13 protein-coding genes are annotated in these 16,917 nt (G+C 48.0%); 8 read left to right on the top strand and 5 right to left on the bottom strand.

Annotated features, from left to right (window positions below):
- Nucleotides 1–42 precede the first annotated feature (42 nt).
- Nucleotides 43–1,908 carry a phage tail tip lysozyme gene (locus DW915_RS02575; RefSeq protein WP_118741498.1) on the top strand — a complete coding sequence of 622 codons (1,866 nt, stop codon included), beginning with the start codon at nt 43–45 and terminating at the stop codon, nt 1,906–1,908.
- 78 nt (nt 1,909–1,986) lie between these two features.
- On the opposite strand, the gene DW915_RS02570 is transcribed toward DW915_RS02575, so the two are convergent.
- A complete protein-coding gene (locus tag DW915_RS02570; protein WP_118741497.1) occupies nt 1,987–2,646 on the bottom strand; it encodes an HAD family hydrolase in 660 nt (219 codons plus the stop codon).
- Nucleotides 2,647–2,826: 180 nt separating this feature from the next.
- Here DW915_RS02570 and DW915_RS02565 point away from each other — a divergent pair, with 180 nt between their 5' ends.
- Nucleotides 2,827–3,951, top strand: a complete 1,125-nt coding sequence (locus tag DW915_RS02565) for a DUF362 domain-containing protein (protein ID WP_118741496.1) — start codon at nt 2,827–2,829, stop codon at nt 3,949–3,951.
- A 151-nt stretch (nt 3,952–4,102) separates the two neighbouring features.
- Here DW915_RS02565 and pdxT read toward each other — a convergent pair whose 3' ends face one another.
- Together pdxT and pdxS are read right to left on the bottom strand one after the other, a co-directional pair.
- Nucleotides 4,103–4,675 (bottom strand): pyridoxal 5'-phosphate synthase glutaminase subunit PdxT, encoded by a 573-nt coding sequence (pdxT, locus tag DW915_RS02560; protein WP_118741495.1) that lies wholly within the window; start codon nt 4,673–4,675, stop codon nt 4,103–4,105.
- Nucleotides 4,675–5,556 carry a pyridoxal 5'-phosphate synthase lyase subunit PdxS gene (gene pdxS / locus DW915_RS02555; protein WP_118741494.1) on the bottom strand — a complete coding sequence of 294 codons (882 nt, stop codon included), beginning with the start codon at nt 5,554–5,556 and terminating at the stop codon, nt 4,675–4,677. Before pdxS ends, pdxT begins: the two co-directional genes overlap by 1 nt.
- A gap of 158 nt (nt 5,557–5,714) precedes the next feature.
- Here pdxS and pdxR point away from each other — a divergent pair, with 158 nt between their 5' ends.
- Together pdxR and DW915_RS02545 are read left to right on the top strand one after the other, a co-directional pair.
- Nucleotides 5,715–7,130, top strand: coding sequence for a MocR-like pyridoxine biosynthesis transcription factor PdxR (gene pdxR, locus DW915_RS02550; RefSeq protein WP_118741493.1), 1,416 nt, complete (start codon nt 5,715–5,717; stop codon nt 7,128–7,130).
- Nucleotides 7,131–7,254: 124 nt separating this feature from the next.
- A complete protein-coding gene (locus DW915_RS02545) occupies nt 7,255–8,022 on the top strand; it encodes a GNAT family N-acetyltransferase (protein WP_022461528.1) in 768 nt (255 codons plus the stop codon).
- On the opposite strand, the gene DW915_RS02540 is transcribed toward DW915_RS02545, so the two are convergent.
- Nucleotides 8,017–9,018 carry a LacI family DNA-binding transcriptional regulator gene (locus tag DW915_RS02540; protein ID WP_055228127.1) on the bottom strand — a complete coding sequence of 334 codons (1,002 nt, stop codon included), beginning with the start codon at nt 9,016–9,018 and terminating at the stop codon, nt 8,017–8,019. The two genes, DW915_RS02545 and DW915_RS02540, sit on opposite strands and share 6 nt — an antisense overlap.
- 342 nt (nt 9,019–9,360) lie before the next feature.
- On the opposite strand from DW915_RS02540, the gene DW915_RS02535 reads away from it, so the two are divergent.
- Complete coding sequence (locus tag DW915_RS02535) at nt 9,361–11,115, top strand: glycoside hydrolase family 13 protein (RefSeq protein ID WP_118741492.1); 1,755 nt, start codon at nt 9,361–9,363, stop codon at nt 11,113–11,115.
- Nucleotides 11,116–11,319: 204 nt separating this feature from the next.
- Here DW915_RS02535 and DW915_RS02530 read toward each other — a convergent pair whose 3' ends face one another.
- Nucleotides 11,320–12,720, bottom strand: a complete 1,401-nt coding sequence (locus DW915_RS02530) for a sodium-dependent transporter (RefSeq protein WP_118594444.1) — start codon at nt 12,718–12,720, stop codon at nt 11,320–11,322.
- Between the two features lie 190 nt (nt 12,721–12,910).
- Here DW915_RS02530 and DW915_RS02525 point away from each other — a divergent pair, with 190 nt between their 5' ends.
- From DW915_RS02525 to DW915_RS02515, 3 genes are read left to right on the top strand one after another with little or no spacing between them, the layout of a single operon-like run.
- On the top strand, nt 12,911–13,423 hold the full coding sequence (locus tag DW915_RS02525; protein ID WP_022461532.1) for a MarR family winged helix-turn-helix transcriptional regulator: 513 nt from the start codon (nt 12,911–12,913) through the stop codon (nt 13,421–13,423).
- A complete protein-coding gene (locus tag DW915_RS02520) occupies nt 13,413–15,152 on the top strand; it encodes an ABC transporter ATP-binding protein (protein WP_118741491.1) in 1,740 nt (579 codons plus the stop codon). The genes DW915_RS02525 and DW915_RS02520 overlap by 11 nt, the downstream gene beginning before the upstream one ends.
- Nucleotides 15,142–16,776, top strand: a complete 1,635-nt coding sequence (locus tag DW915_RS02515) for an ABC transporter ATP-binding protein (RefSeq protein WP_118741490.1) — start codon at nt 15,142–15,144, stop codon at nt 16,774–16,776. Before DW915_RS02520 ends, DW915_RS02515 begins: the two co-directional genes overlap by 11 nt.
- Nucleotides 16,777–16,917: the final 141 nt, after the last annotated feature.

The raw sequence follows: 16,917 nt of genomic DNA, 5'->3' as shown, positions 1-16,917 counted from the left end.
TATAAGAAATCGACAAACAGCAGAGAGGAGAGGGCAATAAATATGATTTCAAAGAAAAAATTTGGCACAACAGTAACAGCGTTCGGTGTGGCAGCTGGAATGCTTCTCGGTTCGGCAGCACCGGCTCATGCGGAGGAGACGGCGAAAACGGTGCAGGAAACGCAGAAAGAACAGGCAGATGCACCGTCCACACAGAGTGAAACGGAGAATGAGAACGCAGAAAAAATGATTGCTCCGGCAGAAGAGACTGAGAAACCGGGGGAAGAAACAGCAGCATCGTCAGATGAGACTGCAGCTTCCACGGAAGATCCGGAAACACCAGATCCTGCTGAGGATCCAACTCCTAGCGAGACACCGGAAGATCCGGCTCCGAGTGAGACGCCGGAGCCAACGCCAAGTGAAACACCGACACCAACTCCGAGCGAAACGCCGGAACCGTCTGTGACCCCGGAGCCAAGCGAAACACCGACGCCAACCCCGTCCGAGACACCGGCGCCGACAGAAACTCCGGTTCCAACTGAGACACCAACACCAACGCCGACCGAAACGCCAAAGAGCGATGAAACACAGGCGGATGACTGGATTCAGACGATTGATTATGGAAAATATATCAGCGCCATGAAAAAAGATCTCCGTGCAGGCTTTGCGCAGATCGATAAAACATACGCCTACGCCAAGGTCGACACGAAGTTAAATGTCCGTGAGAGCGGTTCCACCAGTTCACGGATCGTCGGAACCCTTCCGGCAAAAGCACTCTGCTTTGTGATTGCTGATGCAGATCAGGAGTGGGTTTACATCGAGTCCGGTGATGTCCGCGGTTTTGTCCGTACGGATTATCTGCAGCAGGGAAAGGAAGCCCTGGAATATGTGACCAGCACTGGAGAAGACCAGATGAAACTTGCGGATCAGATCATCGATCCATCTGAAAATGAAGCATTCAACTATAAAAAAGAGACTGTATATGAAGTAAAAACTTCAACCGGAAACGGTATCATTACATTTGCAAAACAGTTTGTCGGCAGACCGTATGTCTGGGGCGGAAACTCTCTAACGGACGGCATTGACTGCTCCCACTTTGTATGGCAGATTCTGACCCGCTGCGGCGCATACGATGGTGAATATACAACATCCGATGGCTGGCGCAGTCTTGGAACCGAGGTTACAAGCCTCGATGAAGCGCGTACAGGCGATGTCATCTGCTATAACGGCCATGTCGCACTGTACGACGGCGAGGGAAAAATCGTGGAGGCACTGAACGAAAAAGCAGGCATCACCTGCAACCGCCCGGTAGACTGCGACACGATTCTGACGATCCGCCGCTTTGCAGCCGATGATGAAATCGGCGGAACAAACGCCGAAAAGATCTGGAATTACTTCCTGATGCACGGCTTCACAAAAGAAGGAGCCGCAGGAATCATGGGAAATATTGCAAACGAGGCATCTACAGACCTCAATCCGACACTGCTTGAGTACGGCTCCACCAGCCGCACGAGCCTCAGCGGAGAGCAGTACACCAATCTTGTCGATGCCGGAATCATCTCACGAGATGAAGTCATCCGCAGCGCCCGCTTCGGCCTTTACAGCGGCGGAAGATACGGCTACGGTCTCTGCGGATTCACGGATCCGACCATCAAAGAGTATCTGTGCCGCTATACCATCGACCTCGGAAAGAGTCTCGGAAGCCTGTCCGGACAGCTCGACAGTCTGCTCGCTTATCTGAACGATTACAATCCGAATCTTCTGGACCGCCTGAAAAACGCAGAAGATGTCGACACAGCAGCGACATCTTTTATGCGCGAATACGAAAAATGCGCAAATCAGGGTACGCAGCAGAAACTCCGCACAACAGCAGCAGAGCAGATCTACAATGTGATGGAATCGTACGATTCACCGGTGGATGTGGAATAAAAGAACAAAAAATAATCAATCGTAAAGAAAGTGCCTGTCAGGCTGAAAAACACTGACAGGCACTTTCTTTACGATTGATTATTTTTCTTGTGAATCCAGAATAATTTTCCTGCAGTCCAGAAGCGACGGACTCACATGATCACAGATCGGTGCGAGTTCTTCCGTATACGGTGTCAGATCCGGGATCATGCAGGAGACAGCGCCGGAGGCGCGGGCAGCTTTGAGACCGTTGATGCTGTCCTCGGCTACCATGCACTCTGCAATCGGAACCTGCAGAAGAGAAGCGGCCTTTAAGAAAATCTCCGGGTCCGGTTTGCTGTTTACAACCTCATCTCCACAGACCGAAGCATCGATATACTGGTCAATGCCGGACTGTTTCCAGTATCCTTCCGCAACGCGCCGTGTTGTGGAAGTGGCAACCGCAACTTTAATCGAATGTTCCTTCAGCCAGGAAAGAAACTCGTGAAGTCCCGGCTTTTCCGGTACACCATTTCGCTGAATATAATCATTCAGATACGCCGAGCGGATCGCGCGTCCCTCATCGTATGTCACCTCTCCGTGAAACCACTCCTCAAACAGCTTTCTGCTCCGTGGAAGCGCGCTGCCGCGCATCTGTGAGAGATGTTCCTCCGTGAGCGTAAAATTCAGCTCCCGGGCAGCTTTGAGCCAGCCCTCTTTCATTACAATCTCGGTATCAAACAGGATACCATCCATATCGAATAATACTGCCTTTATCATAAACATGACCTCCAAAGCACTTCTGTATTTTCAGTTGCTTAAATACTATGTTCAGTATACGAAAAATCCCGAAAAAAGACAAGTCCATGAGACAAACAGAAGACCACAAATTATACTTGACTTCAACCTGGCTTGAAGTGATATGCTGTCAAAAAACGACACATCAGGAGGAATGACAAAATGGAAAAGTCAACGGTTTATTTTACCGACTTTCGATGTCCGGTTGGAACGAGTCAGCTTGACAAGCTGAAAAAACTCTGTATCGCTGCCGGCATCAAAGATATTGATATGGAAGGGAAATTCGTCGCAATCAAAATGCATTTCGGCGAACTAGGAAACATGGCGTTTCTTCGCCCGAATTATGCGAAAGTGGTTGCCGATCTCTGCAAAGAGCAGGGCGGTCTTCCGTTTCTGACAGACTGCAATACGCTGTATCCAGGCAGCAGAAAGAATGCGCTGGAACATCTTGACTGCGCAAATCTGAATGGATTTAATACCATCACGACCGGTTGTCAGATTATCATCGGAGACGGTCTGCGCGGAACCGATGAAGTAGAAGTTCCGGTTGTCAACGGAGAATATTGCAAAACAGCATTGATTGGCCATGCGATCATGGACGCAGATATCTTTATCAGCTTGAGCCATTTCAAAGGCCATGAGGCAACGGGCTTTGGCGGTGCACTGAAAAATATCGGTATGGGATGCGGAAGCCGCGCCGGAAAGATGCAGCAGCATGCCAGTGGAAAACCGGCGATCAATACGGATGTCTGTCGTGGCTGCCACCGCTGTGCAAAAGAATGCGGAAGCGATGCAATTTCCTATGTGGATAAAAAAGCAGTCATTGACTATGACAAATGCAAAGGATGCGGCCGCTGCATCGGTGCCTGCAGTTTTGATGCGGTTTACAATCCAAACAGCAGTGCAAACGAGCTTCTCGACCGGAAAATGGCTGAGTATGCACAGGCTGTCTGTCATGGACGTCCGTGCTTCCATATTTCTCTGGTACAGGATATCAGCCCGAACTGTGACTGCCATGGTGAGAACGATGCACCGATCCTGCCGGATATCGGAATGTTTGCAAGTTTCGACCCGGTTGCCCTTGACCAGGCGTGTGCCGATGCCTGCCTGAAGGCAACTCCGATCGAAAACAGTCAGCTTGGCGAGCACCTTACAGAGCCGGGATGGCATTGCCACCACGATCATTTCAAAGATTCCAACCCGAATATTGAATGGGAGGCAACCCTTGATCAGGCGGAAAAGATCGGCCTTGGTACGAGACAGTATGAACTGAAACGAATCAAATAGTTTCTCAAACAGAAAAAGCGCTGCGTCACACTCCTGTGCGGCGAAACAGCAGCGAAACACAATGAGAAAGCTCCAGCTTCAAAGAGAAACTGGAGCTTTTTACGATCAGGTTTTTGCATTGCTTTTTGAGTCTGCTATTGTTTTATCCGTCTTATATCATCTTCAAAAACGCCTTATGAATCCGCACATCCGGGTCGAGTTCCGGGTGGAAGGAGAAGGCCATCTGGTTTTTGTATTTTACACCGACGATCCGCTCTTCCACAACCGCGAGTACTTCCACGCCGTCCCCCACAGATGCGATATACGGCGCACGGATAAACGTCATCGGCACTGTTCCAATGACCGCAACCGGTGCTTCTGTGTGGAAGCTGCCTAACTGGCGGCCGTAGGCATTCCGCCTGATGCACATCGGAATCGTGCCGAAATACTGCTCCGGCTGTCCCTTGATCTGTCCGTCGATCGTTTCGGCCAGAAGAATCGCACCGGCACAGGTCGCGAGAACCGGCATACCGTTTTCAATCTGGCTTTTAATGGTATCGAACATGCCAAGCTCTTTTAAGAGCTTTCCCTGAACGGTACTCTCACCGCCCGGCAGTACAAGTGCATCGTAAGGCTCGGAAAGATTGCGGGCCTGACGCAGTTCGATGCATTCGGCGCCAAGCTGCTCTAATACTTTTTCATGTTCTGTAAACGCACCCTGCAGTGCAAGCACTCCAATTTTCATTATTTTCCTCTTTCTGCCATCAGTAAAGCGATTTCCTGCTCGTTGATGCCGACCATAGCCTCGCCGAGATCAGCGGAGAGTTCTGCGATCAGTTTCGCATCGGTGTAGTTGGTAACGGCTTTTACGATGGAAGCCGCACGTTTTGCCGGGTTGCCGGATTTGAAAATACCGGAACCAACAAAAACACCCTCTGCTCCGAGCTGCATCATCAGTGCTGTATCGGCAGGAGTTGCCACACCGCCGGCTGCAAAGTTGACAACCGGGAGACGGCCGTTGTCATGAACATACTGAACAAGGTCGTACGGAACCTGCAGGACCTTGGCTGCCTCAAACAGCTCATCCTCACGCATCGAGGTCAGTTTCTGGATTTCGCTGTTCATTTTTCTCATATGGCGGACGGCCTGTACGATATCGCCGGTTCCCGGTTCACCTTTGGTACGGATCATGGATGCGCCCTCATTGATCCGGCGGAGTGCCTCACCGAGATCCTTTGCACCGCAGACAAACGGTACTTTGAAGCTTCGTTTGTTGATATGGTAAACATCATCTGCCGGAGAGAGAACCTCACTCTCATCAATGTAGTCGATTTCGATGGCTTCGAGTACCTGCGCCTCTACAAAGTGCCCAATACGGCATTTTGCCATAACCGGGATAGAAACGGCTTCTTGAATGCCACGGATCATCTTCGGATCACTCATACGGGAAACGCCGCCGGCTGCACGGATGTCTGCAGGAATCCGCTCCAGTGCCATAACGGCACAGGCACCAGCTTCCTCTGCAATATGTGCCTGCTCCGGAGTGGTAACATCCATGATGACGCCGCCCTTTAACATCTGAGCCAGTTCTTTGTTCAGCTTGTATCTCTCGTTTACTGCTGTCATAATAATCTCCTCCGTGTCTGATAAATTACAGGTGATAAATTTTGGTTCCTGTTTTAGCTTTACTTTTGCTCTGCCACACAGTATACTGGTAAAGTGACTATAAAAAAATTGCCAAAACAAATATATTCAGTAAGGTCAGATGAGAGGAGAACGGTCGGATGCTGACGTATAATTTTGCGAATATAGGGTCAGATTCCCTGTATGAATATTTATATAAATGTATCAAAAATGACATATTGCTGGGAAATATCCGCCCTGGAGAGAAGCTGCCGTCGAAACGGACGTTCGCGAAAAATCTGGGTATCAGCGTCATTACCGTCGAGAATGCCTATGCGCAGCTTGTTGCGGAAGGCTATCTGTATTCCATGCCAAAGCGCGGATTTTATGCAGCTGATCTGGAAATTGAGGATTCCATGCGGGATGCGGTGCCAAAAGAGATCCTGCAGGTGGCAAACGGGGAGACTTCCTATTTTGCGGATTTTTCCAGTAACCAGACGGACAGCGAGATTTTTCCGTTTACAATCTGGACGCGGACGGTGCGTGCTGTCCTGAATGACAACCGGATCCAGCTCATGATCAATTCTCCGTGCGCCGGGATTTTAAAGCTGCGCAGTGCGATTGTAAAATATCTGCGCGAGTTTCGTGGAATGCAGGTGCTGCCGGAGCAGATTATTGTCGGCGCAGGAACGGAGTATCTGCATAACCTTCTGATTCAGCTTCTCGGAAACGATCTTGTTTATGGAGTAGAGGATCCCGGATATCACAAAATTGCGCGGATTTATGAGAGTATGAAGGTACGGTACGAGCCAGTGCCGCTCGATCAGGACGGTGTTTCGGTGCAGGAGCTGGAAAAAAGATCGGTTGATATTATTCATACATCCCCGTCCCATCACTTTCCAACCGGGACAGTCATGCCGGTCAGCCGCCGTTATGAACTGCTCGGCTGGGCGGCAAAATCAGATCATCACTATATCATTGAGGACGATTATGACAGTGAGCTGCGTCTCGGCGGAAAGCCGTTTCCGACACTGCAGAGTATCGACGTTTCGGACAAAGTTATCTATATGAATACCTTTACGAAAACACTTGCCTCCACGGTACGGATCAGCTACATGGTGCTTCCGCAGACACTGGCAGAGAAATTTTACCGCGAGCTGTCGTTTTATTCCTGCACCGTCTCCAACTTTGAGCAGTACACACTGGCAGAGTTTATTGAGAATGGCAGTTTCGAAAAACATATCAACCGGCTGCGAAACTATTATCAGAACAAACGAGATCTGATTTTACAGGCACTCGAAAAGAAGCCGCTCGGTGATTACGTGACCATCGAGGAGGAAGAAGCCGGCGTTCATTTTCTGATGCATCTTCGCACGGATTTGAAAGAAGAGTCGATTGTCACGCAGGCGAAATCCCGTGGTGTGAAATTAAAGCCGCTCTCCGGCTATTACGCAGACACAGCGGAGGCGGCAAAGCAGGAAAATACGTATGTCATGAATTATTCCTCCATTGATCCGGCAGCAATGGAGCGGGCAGCGGGAGTGCTGCTTCATATTCTGCAGATACCTGGCAGATGATCTGCGAAGCGAAAAGAATCGGAAGGATTGAGTGGCTGGATGCAGAGAATGATAGACACTGTTTCCAAAATGGACATGTCTGCGCATCCCCAAGTTACTGAACTGATAGAATGGAGAAAAGCATATGACGAATCGTGAAATGATGGAGATTGCCATGAGGCAGTCTGCGGAAGATATGGGGTGCCGTGTGGAAGATCTCAAGGCGGACAAAAATGTTGTTGTTCCCATAAATTTAGGAAAGAAGGCCCGCAAATATTTGAAAGAGCCTATTACCTGCAATCTGGTTTCCTATGGAAATAATATCATGGCGGCTTCCATACCGGAGACGATGGATCTGGTATCTGCGTATGTAGACAAATTCGAATTTTACCACTGTTTTGAGACACCAAACATGCATTGGCTGAATGAACGTTTAGTTGAAAAAGGGCACAAAATATGTTTCATGGCAGAATACTATCTGCCGGACATCAGCCGGATACCGACTCTTTCCTGCGCCTATGTGACACGAGTATTGACACAGGAAGATTTTGCGGATTTGTATCGACCGGAATGGGGCAATGCGCTTTGCGAAGATCGGAAGAATCTGGATGTACTTGGCGTCGGCGCATATGACGGAAGCACGCTGGTGGGACTTGCCGCCTGTTCTGCCGATTGCGACGATATGTGGCAGATTGGTGTGGATGTCTTGCCGGAATACAGACGACAGGGGATTGCCTCTGCACTGACAAGCAGACTTACAAAAGAGATCATAAACAGGGGAAAAGTACCTTTTTACTGTACCGCCTGGTCTAATGTCAGATCTGTAAGAAACGCTGTCAAAAGCGGTTTTATACCGGCATGGGTAGAAATGACTGCAAAACCGGCAAATATTGTTGATGAGATGAACTTATAGAGGGATCTTCCTTGTCGATTCCCGCTGAATCAGCTGTGCATGCAACAAATACGTACTGATTGGGATGTGATTGAGAAGACTTGACAATGCAAAAAATCCACTTTTTCCGAGCTCCAGCCGATCTTGTCTGATGGTTGTAAGGGGCGGTGACGTACAAGCGGCAATCGGCAGGTCATCAAATCCGATAATGCTGATATCATCAGGAACCTGGAATCCCAGCTGCTGACATTGCGTGAGCGTTGCACTTGCAAGGGTATCCTGGTTGCAAATAATAGCAGTAATTCCGTTTTCCAGGAAACGGGGAAGATGCTTTTCCATACATTCTGACAGATAATAAGAACAGCCGATCGCAGCAGGAGAAGTCTTCAGTCCATGCTGGTGCATGGAACGGAGAAAGGCAGCATGGCGTGCCTGGAGAACCCGGGCACCGAGGGAGCTGCTCAGATAAGCGATCTTCCGGTGTCCAAGTCCGGCAAGATAAGAGACGGCAAGCTCCATTCCCTCCTCATTATCAATACCTACATAAGCGGTGGAAGGATTCCCTACTATATAGTTGTCGAAAAGAACAGCCGGTGTGCGGCTGATTTTAAAGTCCTGAATCCAGGGATCGCTCAGGGAAAAGCCGACCACAAAAGCTCCTATATAATCATGCTTCAGCATGAAAACATCATAATGCTGGCTTCTTTGGGTCTTAATATCAACAGGCACAATTTCAACATCAAATCCGGCCGGTTCTGCCATCTGACGAAAACCCACCAGGATATCATAGGCAAAATGATGCGGTTCCTGATACCGCATATTCTCTTTTTCTATTATAATACAGACTTTTTTTGTCGGTTTCTTATAACGCCGCAGCTTCGTATAACCCAGAGCTACGGCAGTTTCCAAAACCTGTTTCCGTAAAGCTTCGCTGATATCAGGCGCGTCATTGAGCGCTTTGGATACCGTGCTCTTGGAAACTCCCATTTTATCAGCAATATCCTGAATGGTAGTCATAATCGGCAATCCTTTCACAAAACAAAAAATGTAAACTCCCAGCTATCATAGGTGTTAAAAGACCTTTTGATCCCGGTATCATTATATAAAATCATAAGATAAAAAGCAATCAATACCTTGAAAAAGAAATGTTTCGTTAAGTTTCGAAGAAAGCATCCTGCACAAAAATCATCCTGAAAATTATCTGAATTTTACGAAAGCGCAGGGAAAAATGGAAATTGATTGACGAAGAAATAAAAAAGGCTTATAGTAAAGCTACGAAACAATACGAAACAAAAAAGTGATCGTGTTTCTTACAAGGATGCAAAAAACAGCTTTAGAGCTATGCGGGAGGAAAATGAGATGGAATTTAGTGGTGTATACCATAAAACTTCAGAACAGATGAGTTATGCCCTGGATGAGGACAGACTGATTGTCAATATCAAGACAGGATATGATGTAAAACAGGTTTTTATCCATTACGGAGATCCTTATGAAGCCGGAATTTTGGGCGGAAAAGAAAAGTGGATCGGAAAAAGAGAGGAAATGATATATAAAAAACGTCTGCCTTATCAGATCTGGTGGACAACAACGCTTCTTCCGGAATACAAAAGATGCAAATATTACTTTGAACTGCGGACGGAAAAGGAAGTCTGGTATTATTTTGAGGATGGTTTCCTGACAGAAGAACAGCTCCGGATGGATGGCCGTATGCAGCAGTGCTTTATTGTGCCCTGGATGAACCCGGCAGATATCAATCGCACACCGGCATGGGTAAACGAAACGATCTGGTATCAGATTTTCCCGGATCGGTTCTGCAACGGGACACCGGAAAAAAACGGAGATGATATCACACCCTGGAGAAATCACGGAACCGTAACAAACGAAGAAAAATTCGGAGGAAATCTGGAAGGGATCCGTCAGAGATTATCGTATCTGCAGGAACTTGGGATTACCGGTATTTATCTGAATCCGATCATGAAAGCAGAGTCCAACCACAAATATGACACGACCGATTATACAAAAATAGATCCGTTTTTTGGCGATGCGGATACAATGAAAGCGCTTTGCAAAGAAGCACATGAAAAAGGAATCCGCATTATGGTAGATGCAGTGTTTAATCATAGTGGAAGAAAATTTGAGCCGTGGATAGATATCCTGGAGCATGGAAAAGAGTCTCGTTATGCGGACTGGTTTATGGTAGAGGACTGGGAACAGGTTCAAAAAAGGGGAGACACCAGAGACCGACGGTTCTATTCCTTTGCATTTACAGACGGGATGCCAAAGCTGAATACAAACAACGAAGAGGTGATACAGTATTTCTGTAAAATCTGTGAGGACTGGGTACGGGAGTTTGATATCGACGGAATTCGTTTCGATGTAGGAAACGAAGTGTCGCACAGGTTCTTAAAGCGGATAAGGGAGCATTTAAAAACGATAAAGCCGGATATTTATCTTCTGGGGGAAATCTGGCATGATGCAAGCCAGTGGCTGCAGGGAGATGAATATGATTCTGTCATGAACTACCCGCTGCTGAGTGGAATCCATGATTTCTTTCTTGATAAAACAATGAAAAAAGAAGAATTTGAATATATGGTAAACCGTTGCTATACCATGTATATGCAGCAGAATAACGATGTACTTTTTAATCTCCTGGATTCCCACGATACCGAGAGGCTGATGAACCGTTTTCACGATCTGGACAAGTTCTACCAGCAGCTTGCAATCCTTTTTACGCTTCCGGGAAGCCCCTGTATTTATTATGGAACGGAGATCGCAATGGAAGGTGCTCATGATCCGGACTGCAGAAGATGTATGCCTTGGAGTGAAATTGAAAGCGAAGAGAATCAGAAAAAAATTGCAACGATGCGGAAACTGATCATGCTTCGAAGAAATGAAAAAGTGTGCAGAAGCCTGCATTTCCATTTCCCGAATGTCTATGAGAATGATCGGTGTGTAGAATATATTAAATTAGATGAAGAGGGAAATAGAATCGAAGTTCTGCTCAATGCATCGGATGAGGAAATAAAAGTAAAAGGAGACGGGGAAGTACTTTTCGCCCGGGAATTTGACGGAGAGATACTTGGTGTAAATGGAACGTTAATTCGCAGGATGTAAGGGTTTCACCTGTTAGAAATATGTGCAGACAGGCACAAAAAAAGCATGTTTTCTGGAAAAGCCACCGGAAAACATGCTTTTTTGATCTCTTGACTCGCCAAAAACATAAGTAAGGAGCCATTTTTCGAAGGAAAATGAGCGGATTACGAATGTTTTTGAAGATTGCGTGAGTGCAAAGCACATAGCAATCTGGTATCACAGTGATCAGACGTTTAAAATACCGAACGACTGCAGCAGCAGTGCGGCAAGGAGCACGGGTGCAATAAACTTCACCATGACGATATACAGTCTCTTTCGACCGAACTTATATCCTCCCAGCGTCACCTCATCGATGATGACCTGTGGCTTTACAACCCATCCGATCAGAATACAGGAGAGAAGTGCGACAAGCGGCATCAGAAGGTTATTGCTGATAAAATCCATGACATCCAGGATCTGAGCCGTTGCGCCATTTGGAAGCTTCAGTTCAAAATAAAGCGCATTGTAGCCGAGGCATACGATGATACCGACGAGACACGCATAAACCGTTACAATCACAGTACTCTTCTTTCTGCTGATGTGAAATTTGTCGATCATACAGGAAACAATGGATTCCATGACCGATACGGAAGATGTAATGGCTGCAAAGGAGACCATAAGAAAGAAAATGGTTCCGATTACGCCGCCTGCTGCTCCCATGGACTGAAAGACCTTCGGCAGGGAGACAAACATCAGACCAGGGCCGGCAGACATACCCTCTGTCCCCATAAAGGTAAATACGGCAGGAACGATCATCAAACCGGCGAGCAGCGCAACAATGGTGTCGAAAATTTCGATCTGGTTGATCGATTTCATCAGGTTTGTTTCTTTTTTTACGTAGGAACCATAGGCAACCATAATACCCATCGCTACACTGATCGAAAAGAAAAGCTGTCCGAGTGCGTCGACAAAGACGGTGAAAAATTTCTGCGGCGTCATTCCTTTAAAATTTGGAACGAGATAAATTTTCATACCCTGCAGTCCCGTACGGACGACACCGTCTGCATCGGTATGGGTCAGGGTCAGAGAAAAAACAGAAATTCCGATGATTAAAATCAGAAGGATCGGCATCAGAATTTTGCTGTAGTTTTCAATTCCCTTATTGACACCACGATATACAACGAATGCGGTAAGAAAAAGATAGATTCCCAACCACACAATCGGCTGCCATGTACCGGTAATATAGCCGGTAAAGTAACCATCCTCGGCAGCAGCAGTGCCATGTCCGGTGAGAAACACAGACAGGTATTTTAATACCCAGCCGCCAATGGAGCAGTAGTAAGGCAGGATGACAACCGGCACGATACTGGCGAGAAGGCCAAGACCGTTCCAGCCCGGGTGAATTTTACCGTAAGCGACAAGCGGACTTTGTCCGGTTTTTCTTCCGATGGCAATATCAGTTGTCAGCAGGGTAAATCCAAAGGTCAGAGCCAGTACGATATAAACTAAAATAAAGGTTCCGCCTCCGTCTTTTGCGGCAAGATAAGGGAAACGCCAGATATTTCCCAGTCCAACTGCGCTTCCTGCGGCAGCAAGCACGAAGCCGATCGATCCGGTAAAGCTGCCGCGCGTATGTTTCTTTTCCATATAAGATACATCTCCTTATTGATAGACTGACTGTTTTTAACAGCCGAATACTTCTATTATAAAGTCCGGACGATACTTCGTCAACCAGAAGATCTAGCGATTGACAATTTTAATTAGTTGTACTATCATCTAATTAGTTGTATATGCATCTATTTGAAACAGCTCGAGAATGGACAGGAGGAACAGAAAAATGGATCCAACAGAACGGAAAATAACAAAAATAGCGCGGGAAGCCGGGAAATTTACGGTTCAGGCAATGAAAGAAGAGGGCATCGGCACAGCAGAATTTGACTTTATCCATCTGGTGCGCCATCATCCGGGCATCACGCAGACGGAAGTGCGCGAACAGTTAAAGATTGATAAAGGAGCCGCTGCAAGACGCGCTGCAAGCCTTGAGGCAAAGGGATATCTGATCCGGAAACCGAATCCGTGGGACGGCAGAAGCCAGCTTCTGTATGCTACGGAAAAAGCAGAAACTTTGAAAAATTCCAAAGCAGAAATTGAAACGGTTTTTTATGAATGGCTGCTTTTGGAGCTTCCGGAAAAGGAGGCAGAAAGCTTCTGCGAAACACTGGATAAGCTGTACTGGAAATCGAAGAGAGAACGGCAGAATCATTTTGCGGAACTTTCAAAAATTTTAAGTGAAAAAGCAGATAAAACAATAAAAGCAACAGCAGAAGGAGGCAGCAGCGATGAAGGATGAAACCTTTCGCCCGAACCGGGTGCTCTCTTACTTTCAGGAAGAATGGAAAATTCTCTTTTTTGTTACGGTTTCCGGTCTCATCTATAATCTGGGACTTCTTGCAGGCCCCTGGTTTGAGGGAAAAATGACAGGAAAGCTGGTTGATCTCCTGGGTGGCACAGGAACCTTCCACCAGATGCTGATGCTGGTCACGGCCTATGTCGTGAGTATTGGCATTGTGCAGGTTTCCCGCTATTTCAAACGGTTCTATGTCAGAAGATTTGCCAACAACGTCAACCGGCATATGAAGCAGATTCTTTACGGAACGCTGGTTCGCAAAAGCCGCTTGGAGCTGGAAGCGGAAGGTACCGGAAATGTACTGACGAAGGCCATTCTCGACGTAGACGATTGCGTAGAAGGAATGCGGAAATTTACAACGGAAATCTTTGATACCGGTGTTGCTCTTCTCGCCTATGCGTGCATGCTGCTCTGGTACGACTGGAAGCTGGCCCTTCTCTGTATGATTTTCCCGCCGGTTTCCTACGTGATTGCGGAAAAGATGAAGGTCATTGTACAGAAAACAGGTGCCGCCTATAAGGTGCAGTCGGGTGCATTAAGTGCCGCAACCCTGGACCGTGCGGCAAACGCGATCACCTATCGTGTCTTTGGCTGCGAGGAAGACCGAAAAGCTGCATATGAGAAAAACCTTTCCGCTTACGAGAATGCTGCTGTCCGTGCCAATATCTGGAACACGGCAATGCCGCCGATTTACCGGATCATCTCGATGGCGAGCATTCTGTTTATCCTGTACTTCGGAGGCAGAAATGTTCTTCATGAGGGCTGGACACCGTGGACTATCGCCGTATTTACGACGTTCCTGTCCTGCTACACAAAGCTTGCTACTAAATCATCGAGTGCGGCAAAGCTGTTCAACGCGGTACATAAAGCACAGGTTTCCTGGAAACGAATCAAGCCGCTCTTGCAGAATTCCGAAGCAGAACCAGAGCTTCCGGCCGCAGCGCCTGCAAAGCTTTCGGTCGGTCATCTGCATTTTGCCTATCCGAACGGAAAAGAGATCATCCATGATCTGTCGTTTGAAGCAGCTCCGGGCCAGATCATTGGTGTGACGGGACCGGTTGCATGCGGAAAATCAACGCTTGGAAAGACCTTCCTCTGCGAATCACCGTATGAGGGAAGCATCACTTTCGGCGGAAAAGAGCTTGGAAAAATGGAAAAAACAGACCGGAACCGCATCATCGGTTATCTCGGCCACGATCCGGAGCTGCTTCATGGAAGTGTGGAAGACAATATCCGCCTCGGCGGAAAACAGGGCGCGGAGGAAATGATTCGGACTGTCTGCTTCGAAGAAGAGACAAAAGCAATGGAGGACGGCATTCATACCCTGGTCGGAACAAGCGGTGTCCGTCTCTCAGGCGGCCAGGCGCAGCGCCTTGCCCTTGCGAGAACGTTGTATCACAAACGGCCGGTTCTGGTTCTCGATGATCCATTCTCGGCACTCGATAAAAAGACGGAAGCACAGATTTTTGCAAACGTAAAAGAGCTGGCACGGGATTCCATTGTCATTCTGATTTCTCATCGTCTCTATCTGTTCGATCAGATGGATCAGGTGATCTGGATGGATGAGGGACATACGAAAGTCGGCACACATGAGGAGCTCCTCGCAGAGGTTCCGTCCTACGCAGAACTCTGCCGTGATCAGACGAAGGGAGGCAGTAACGATGAAAAATAAAGAATCTGTATTGCAGGTCATCAAAGAGACGGTCCGAAAACACGGTGTTTTGTCCGCCGGACTTTTTGCAACCGTCTGCGGTGCCGTTATTTTCGCACTGCTCCCGCCGCTTATTCTGGCACAGCTGATTGACCGGCTCACCAAGAATCACACCCTCTGGACGGGCGGAATTCTGCTGTATTTCGGACTGCTCGCCCTGACTGGTTTTCTCGAATCCGCAAGGGAGAGTCTTCTGACGGTATTCGGCCAGAGAATTACGCATGCACTCCGGAGCAGTCTGATGGAAAAGTTCGGACGCCTTTCTGCCAATGAACTGAACCGCCAGGAGCCGGGTGCCCTGGTATCGAGATTCGTCGGTGATGTCGATACCGTGGAAAATCTGTTCACCTCCGGTATCATCAGTATGTTTGCCGATGCGTGCAAGATTTTAAGTATTCTTGTTGCCATCTGGGTGACGAACCGCGGACTTACGATTGTTCTGATTGTTCTGCTGCCGGTCCTGTTCCTCTTTACCCGTTACGTACAGAAAAACATGCTGGCATCCCAGATTGCCAACCGCCGCGCGGTCAGCCGTGCTTCCGGCCACGTTCCGGAGACGCTGCACAACATTCGGACCATCCACTGCCTGCAGAAAGAGACGTATATGGAGCAGCAGTATGCGCGCTATATCGATGACAGCTACAGTGCGATGGAGAAGACCAACTTTTACGATGCCGTCTATTCTCCGGTTATTCTGATTTTAAATGCCATTGTGGTTGCTGTTGTCATGCTGCTTTCCGCATCCGGCAATCCGACCGTGTTAAAACTGTTCGGTATGTCCGCCGGAACCGCCGTTGCAGTCATGAACTACATTTCCCAGATCTTTACTCCGGTCGAGAGCCTTGGTATGGAAATCCAGACGATTCAGTCCGCCCTTGCCGGTATCGCAAGAATCAATGAGTTCTACGGTCTGGAGGAGAAAAAAGCGCCTGCTGCCATCGCGGAACGTGCGGAGCAGGATATAGCCGCGGAGTTAAAAGACGTTACGTTCGGATACGATGAAAACCAGGTCATTCTGAATCATGTGAGTCTGCAGATCAAAAAAGGCGAGCAGGTAACGCTCTCCGGACGAACAGGTGCTGGAAAGAGTACCATTTTCAAACTGCTGCTCGGCTTATATGAGCCGCAGAAAGGAAAGGTTCTGATCCAGGGCGTTCCGTCCATTGATCTGACGGATGAAAAGAAACGAAATGTTTTCGGCTATGTGGAGCAGTCGTTCCATATGGTGCCGGGATCAGTAAAAGACCAGATTACGCTGTACGATACGAAGATTTCGGATGCAAATGTGAAAAAGGCTGCGGAGCTGACCGGACTTGCCGAGACGATCGAGGCGCTTCCGGACAAGTACGATACCTTATGCACACCGGACCTCTTCTCCCAGGGCCAGTGGCAGCTTCTCTCGATTGCCCGCGCGGCTGCGGCAGAGCCGGAAATCCTGCTCCTCGATGAGATTACGGCAAACCTCGACGCAGAAACCGAGAAAACGGTGTTGAATGCACTGCGGAGAGTATCCAAAGACCGTACCGTAATTTCCATTTCCCACCGAACTATGGCAGAAACGGGACGCGTGATTCCAATTTCATAATTTCTTTTCGTTCATTAAATTTTTGAAACAAAGTGTGCCGGATGCATTCTGACAAAAAAGATGCGCCGACACGCTTTCTTTGTCCCGCTAGGCAGAACAAAATAGAGCGGAGGAGCGAGTTTCAATTGACACAAAAAAGGG

Origin of the sequence: Blautia sp. AM42-2 (genome assembly GCF_003480245.1) — a bacterium.
Classification (GTDB): domain Bacteria; phylum Bacillota; class Clostridia; order Lachnospirales; family Lachnospiraceae; genus Fusicatenibacter; species Fusicatenibacter saccharivorans.
Note: the sequence above shows the minus strand (reverse complement) of the source record. Positions and strands in the feature narration are given on the sequence as shown.

What these genes read in the sequence shown, in the direction of transcription:
- DW915_RS02565 (WP_118741496.1), top strand. Translation starts at nt 2,827, where the DNA reads ATGGAAAAGTCAACGGTTTATTTTACCGACTTTCGATGTCCGGTTGGA.
- pdxS (WP_118741494.1), bottom strand. Translation starts at nt 5,556, where the DNA reads ATGACAGCAGTAAACGAGAGATACAAGCTGAACAAAGAACTGGCTCAG.
- DW915_RS02570 (WP_118741497.1), bottom strand. Translation starts at nt 2,646, where the DNA reads ATGATAAAGGCAGTATTATTCGATATGGATGGTATCCTGTTTGATACC.
- pdxT (WP_118741495.1), bottom strand. Translation starts at nt 4,675, where the DNA reads ATGAAAATTGGAGTGCTTGCACTGCAGGGTGCGTTTACAGAACATGAA.
- DW915_RS02575 (WP_118741498.1), top strand. Translation starts at nt 43, where the DNA reads ATGATTTCAAAGAAAAAATTTGGCACAACAGTAACAGCGTTCGGTGTG.
- DW915_RS02540 (WP_055228127.1), bottom strand. Translation starts at nt 9,018, where the DNA reads ATGACTACCATTCAGGATATTGCTGATAAAATGGGAGTTTCCAAGAGC.
- DW915_RS02530 (WP_118594444.1), bottom strand. Translation starts at nt 12,720, where the DNA reads ATGGAAAAGAAACATACGCGCGGCAGCTTTACCGGATCGATCGGCTTC.
- DW915_RS02545 (WP_022461528.1), top strand. Translation starts at nt 7,255, where the DNA reads ATGACGAATCGTGAAATGATGGAGATTGCCATGAGGCAGTCTGCGGAA.
- DW915_RS02535 (WP_118741492.1), top strand. Translation starts at nt 9,361, where the DNA reads ATGGAATTTAGTGGTGTATACCATAAAACTTCAGAACAGATGAGTTAT.
- DW915_RS02515 (WP_118741490.1), top strand. Translation starts at nt 15,142, where the DNA reads ATGAAAAATAAAGAATCTGTATTGCAGGTCATCAAAGAGACGGTCCGA.
- DW915_RS02520 (WP_118741491.1), top strand. Translation starts at nt 13,413, where the DNA reads ATGAAGGATGAAACCTTTCGCCCGAACCGGGTGCTCTCTTACTTTCAG.
- DW915_RS02525 (WP_022461532.1), top strand. Translation starts at nt 12,911, where the DNA reads ATGGATCCAACAGAACGGAAAATAACAAAAATAGCGCGGGAAGCCGGG.
- pdxR (WP_118741493.1), top strand. Translation starts at nt 5,715, where the DNA reads ATGCTGACGTATAATTTTGCGAATATAGGGTCAGATTCCCTGTATGAA.